Origin of the sequence: Cesiribacter sp. SM1 (assembly GCF_020178975.1) — a bacterium.
GTDB lineage: Bacteria > Bacteroidota > Bacteroidia > Cytophagales > Cyclobacteriaceae > Cesiribacter.
The window spans coordinates 1-5091 of sequence record NZ_JAHXBU010000052.1 but is presented as its reverse complement, the minus strand read 5'-3'; the positions used below and the strand labels follow the sequence as shown (position 1 = coordinate 5091).

Below are 5091 nucleotides of genomic sequence, written 5' to 3'. Positions count from 1 at the left end.
TATACCCACTGAAGGATATAATGAAGCAGAAGAGCATCAATAGCAGCTGTCTACTGTTGGATGTGATCATGAGGCGTTTCTACTGGTTTTGTTTTGCACCAACGTCCAGTGAATAAAGCAGGGGCTGGTCACTGCCGCTTCACTGTGGACGCAAAGTATGGGTTTTGTAGTTCAATGGCAAAGAGCTCTTACAGCCCTTGCTTTATTCTGTTGTTAGGTGCCGTATTTCTTTTTTAAATTCATTTGCAGGATCATTTTGCGATGAGGAGTGTATGTTATGATCAACACCTGACCTATCCCGATACTATTGATTTCAATGCTTTCTGCTTCAAAATCACCGTCAGATATTTTAAGACCATTACTCAAAATGTAGTTCTGTCTATCTTTATCTTTTTTAATTTTTTGAACTGTAGCTGCTTCAGTTATTTTGACATCATGTTTGAGGTCCTTTTGTATTTTATGTTTATAGTTTCCAAATACATTAAACCATATAAATAAAATGAGCAAGATCAAACCTAATAGCACTAGCAACAACTCATTAAGAGACATTCCTAGAGAATAGAAAAGTACGGCCCCTATGAGAGTAATAATTACACCCATTCTAAGCATTCTTATGCTCGCTCTTTTATAGAAGTCTATACCTTCTTTTAAGAACTGCTTATCCTGTTGTGATAGCCTTTCTTCCATGATGTGATTTATGGCACCTAACGTCCTTTGAATAAAGCAGATGCCCTTCACCGGCCTTTGCTGAGCGGACGCAAAAGTTGCTTCTTGCATTGTCAATGGCTGAACGTTCTGGGGGCATTTGCTTTATTCTGTTGTTGGTCTTAGTTTATTATTTTTTTTGGGTTCAATCTGAAGTGAAATTTCTGTGCATCCATGAAAGTTGGAAACTCCCTTTCGGTTCCAAGAATGATTTCTTCGTAAGCAGCAAACATCTGTTTTGATGCAATTGCTGGTTCCATATTTCCTGTCCCAGTACATAAGCCAGGTATTGCTACTGTCTCAATTTCATTATGATTAGCCAGCTCCAGCAAAATTGCTTTCATTGCTAAGTAGGCATTAATTGATGTTGAGATATTGTAGCTGGTTGGCACGCGCATCGTGGGAGCACAAATCACATATTTTGGTTCATTGGCCGTGGATATAGTTAATGCTTGTCCAACTAATAGCTCACCCAATGGAAGGCTCTTTATTTTTGCTTGAAGTTGTTTTTGAATATCCCACCCAAGCTTTTTGGATATAATCAAATCCAGTCCACCGTCCATAAACCCAAATGAATTTCCCGGACTTACTATTGCGTCACATTGTTGTTCAAAGATATCTCCGTCCACCACTGAAACGTCTGAATGAAACGCAAAATCATTCATCCAGGCTTGACCCAATTCTGGAGAATTCTTATGAACTAATATTATCTTCTTGGATGTCTGTTTCGATTTCATGCAATTAAGACCAACGTCCGTTGAATAAAGCAGATGCCCTTCACCGGCTTTTGCTGAAAGGACGCAAAAGTAGCTTCCTGCATTGTCAATGGCTGAATGCTCTTGGGGCAATTGCTTTATTCTGTTGTTGGGCTTAGTCTATTTCAATTTTCGATTCTGTTCAATTTCAAAGTGCCTATCCATGTACCGTCAGAATTGAATCTCTCATACATGATTAATCCTGCACTTGGGTCCCAATATGATATATCTCCATTATTATGGAGCAATGCATAAGTCGTGAAAGTCCCTAAAGGAACAGACACTTCTTTTGATACAGCTACCACCTTATTGGTATAGGATGGCTTTTTTTCACATCTATATGCAGTTATTTCTTGATGTAACACAGGAGAACTTGGAGCATATAAGAATTCAAAATAGCTTAGGCAACCAAGAACACCTGTGTCACAGCTATTACATTGTCTTCCATAGAGCCCGTCTCTTCCAATTACCCAATCCACATTTAAAATATTGAATACAGGTGTCCAAGAGTCTGTGCTTCCTCCTTCATAGAATCGTTTTTCAATCTCTAAATACCGAAAATCTTGTGTTGTATCTTGGTCGGTATAGTAATCATAGTACAGGCGTGTCCCTGTTTTAACCCACTTAAATGGAACATTTTCACCGCTTGGGTTTATTTCAACCTCCAAGCCACAAGACATTAGCAAGACAAGACTAATTAAAATAAAAAATTGTTGCATGTCTACGGATAGTTTATGATTAAGCCCAACGTCCATTGAATAAAGCAGATGCCCTTCACCGCCCTTTGCCGAATGTACGCAAAAGTTGCTGCCTGCATTGTCAATGGCTGAAAGCTCTTGGGGCATTTGCTTTATTCTGTTGTTGGTAGTCGTTTTATTTTATTAGTTTCTCTTATAGCAATACCTGTGATGCCTTTTAGATTCAATGCATTTACAAGCTTCTCACTTATGTAAATTTGATGATCGTAAGGAACCGAGAATAAATCCCTTTTTTCTGCACTGTCCTCTGAAATACATATCTCGGATATTCCCCGTAGCTGCCAGTTATTCTTTTTGAACTCTAGAATTTGCTTGTGAGCACCAATTTTCGGTAAGCCAGTAGGATTTTTTAATTCTTGATATTCTTGTATCCCCCCAGCTAAGTACAGGTTGCTTAGCAGTTTTGGACTGAGAAGTTCTGCGGGTACAGGTTTCGAATATTCTTGTGGTTGATGCTCATGATATTCTCCAGGGAGTGCTTGAGCCACTGATAGGGGTTTACCTCGTGCTTTTTGCAGATTGCAAAAAAAGAGTAGATCATGGCTGCTCTTTGTGCGGCCTGGTGTGAACCAGCGAACAGGTAGTTCTTTCGTCCCAGTGCCACCGGGCGGATAGCATTTTCCACCAGGTTATTATCTATTTCGAGCATACCATCATAGAGGTAAGCAGATAAGGCATCCCAGCGCTGCTGGCTGTAGCGCATGGCTTTGCCAATAGGACTTTTGGGCAGGGTAGTTTTCACTTCCTTTGATATCCACTTGCCCAGTTCGTTAAGAACAGACAGCGACTTTTCCAGCCTGAGCACTTTTCTCTGCTCTAGGGTCAGCTTTTCTTCCCTTGCTCTGGCTTCTACAGCATAGAGCTGCTGGATGTAAAGCAGGGCCATAGAGGCTCTGGCTTTATCATTGTCCAGGGCTTTCTCAAACTCCCTTCTGGCATGGGCCCAGCAGGCAAGATGTACAACATCCTTTTGTCGGCCTATCTTTTCATAGACCTTATAGCCATCAGTTTGCAGATAGCCCTTAAAGTGCGACAATATCTTATCCGGTCCACTGGCACCTCTGGTGGGTTGATAATCAAAGAGCACAGCATTATCGATGGGACTGTTGTATACCCAGTAATAGCCCTGATGAGTAGAGCCCTTTTTATCCTTGTCCAGCACCTTTATGGGAGTTTCATCTGCCTGCAGGTAGCCTTTGCTTTTGGTGTCCTCTACAAGGTGATCATAAAGGATCTGGAGCTTTTCCAGGGCTGTTTTGCACCAGCCATCCAGAGTGGAGGCTGCTATGGGAATGTTCTCTCTTAAGAACCTTTGCCTTTGGCGATACAGCGGCAGATGATCTACGTACTTATCTACCAGAATAGAGGCCAAAAGCCCTGGTCCCGGTATGCCTTTGTCGATAATGCGCTCAGGAAGCTCACCAATAACCACACCTTCTTTATTCTTGGGAGTGTATTTATAGCGGATGTAGCGGCGGATGAAGAGCTTTGCCGGTACACACTCCAGCTCTTCTGTTACCTCCTTGCCGATGCACTGCATCTGGCTTAGGTCGCCTTCCGGATAGATCTCCACTTCTTCTACCTCCAGGTGATCTGGAAGGGGTACACGTCCTTTATGAGCAGAGGAGTTCTGCTTCTTGCGCACATATTCGATCTTTTCTACCAGCTCTTGCTCTTGCTGCTGGGCTTGTTGGGGCGTGGATTCAAAAGGCAGAGGCAGTTGCTGACTGTCAGCTTCAAAGCGTTCTCTTTTCTGGCCAAAGGCCATACGCTTGAGTTGATCTACCTGCCACTGGAGAAGTTCTACCTGTTCTTGCTTTTGGGTGATGGTAGCTTCCTGCTTTTCAATGGCAGAAGCCTGTTCTTGAATGGTTTGATCCTTTTGCTGGAGTAAAACTTCTTGTTGGTGAAGAGAAGCTTGCTGCTGTTGGAATGCTTGTTCCCGCTCCTGGAATAAGGTAAGAAGTTCTTCTTTGGAGAGCTGTTCCAGGGCTGGATTCATAGCCTGAAGATACAATAAAAACAGCCCCTACCATAGCAAAAACAGCATTTTTATAGCTGGTAACGTACTTTTTGCGTACTGCTTTTTACTTGGATACCCTCAATCATGAGCACCAGTTCCGGCCACTTTAATACCCCACTTCCAGCCTGCATGCTGGGAGCAGCAAAAGTGCCCTTCTCCAGTCTTTTGTAGTAGAGTACAAAGCCTCCGCTCTCCCAGTGAAGCAGCTTGATGCAGTTGCGGCTCCGGTTCACAAATATATAGACTTCTCCCGAGGCCGGATCTCTTTGCAGCTCGTTACGCACCAGACCAGACAATGCGTCAAAGCTTTTGCGCATATCGCATGGCTGAATGTAGAGCAGATAGCTATTGGAGGAGCTAAGTGAAAACATCAGTACAGGCGGATCAACTGGCTGATCAGAGAAAGATCCGCTCCCTGGGCTTTTAGCCGTACGCCATTAGGGTAGCAGATCTCCAGATCCTCACTAACGGGCAGAGTATCTACCTTAATGAACCCCGCTGAAGTCATAGGCTGCTGTTGTTTTCTGTAGCGGCACACCCAGTAGTTGAACCTGGCATAACCTATGCCCACTTCCTGACTGTACTGCTTCTGTGTTTTACCACTGCGAAGACAATCCTCCACCAACTTAAACATCTTTTCTCCTATATTCATAGCTTTATCGTTTCCAGCAAAGCTATGCTACTACAAACTGCCGGAAAAGATGTACTTGGCCGGGCGAATACATATTCTTCATAACGCTTTTTTGATTCATCCACGAAATCAGTAAATGCATCAAGGTTGTCAAAGTGCATTGTCCTTGTTTCATCCAAATCATTCTTGATATTGAAAGAAGAACCTTTGAAATCAATG

8 protein-coding genes are annotated in these 5091 nt (G+C 42.9%); all 8 read right to left on the bottom strand.

What is annotated here, in order from left to right; translation table 11 throughout:
* Positions 1–213: 213 nt before the first annotated feature.
* Positions 214–777, bottom strand: coding sequence for a hypothetical protein (locus tag KWJ01_RS12985; RefSeq protein ID WP_224996881.1), 564 nt, complete (start codon positions 775–777; stop codon positions 214–216).
* A gap of 50 nt (positions 778–827) precedes the next feature.
* On the bottom strand, positions 828–1553 hold the full coding sequence (locus KWJ01_RS12980) for a macro domain-containing protein (protein WP_224996880.1): 726 nt from the start codon (positions 1551–1553) through the stop codon (positions 828–830).
* A gap of 32 nt (positions 1554–1585) precedes the next feature.
* The gene (locus KWJ01_RS12975; RefSeq protein ID WP_224996879.1) at positions 1586–2305 is read right to left on the bottom strand and encodes a hypothetical protein; all 720 of its coding nucleotides are present in this window, start codon (positions 2303–2305) and stop codon (positions 1586–1588) included.
* A 5-nt stretch (positions 2306–2310) separates the two neighbouring features.
* The gene (locus tag KWJ01_RS12970; protein WP_224996878.1) at positions 2311–2706 is read right to left on the bottom strand and encodes a hypothetical protein; all 396 of its coding nucleotides are present in this window, start codon (positions 2704–2706) and stop codon (positions 2311–2313) included.
* Positions 2613–4220 (bottom strand): IS66 family transposase, encoded by a 1608-nt coding sequence (locus KWJ01_RS12965; protein ID WP_370634714.1) that lies wholly within the window; start codon positions 4218–4220, stop codon positions 2613–2615. Before KWJ01_RS12965 ends, KWJ01_RS12970 begins: the two co-directional genes overlap by 94 nt.
* A 50-nt stretch (positions 4221–4270) precedes the next feature.
* Complete coding sequence (tnpB, locus tag KWJ01_RS12960) at positions 4271–4612, bottom strand: IS66 family insertion sequence element accessory protein TnpB (protein ID WP_224996877.1); 342 nt, start codon at positions 4610–4612, stop codon at positions 4271–4273.
* Complete coding sequence (locus KWJ01_RS12955) at positions 4612–4893, bottom strand: IS66 family insertion sequence element accessory protein TnpB (protein ID WP_224996876.1); 282 nt, start codon at positions 4891–4893, stop codon at positions 4612–4614. Before KWJ01_RS12955 ends, tnpB begins: the two co-directional genes overlap by 1 nt.
* The coding region (locus tag KWJ01_RS12950; protein WP_224996875.1) for a hypothetical protein at positions 4890–5091 on the bottom strand (202 nt) is incomplete at its 5' end. The genes KWJ01_RS12950 and KWJ01_RS12955, both read right to left, overlap by 4 nt.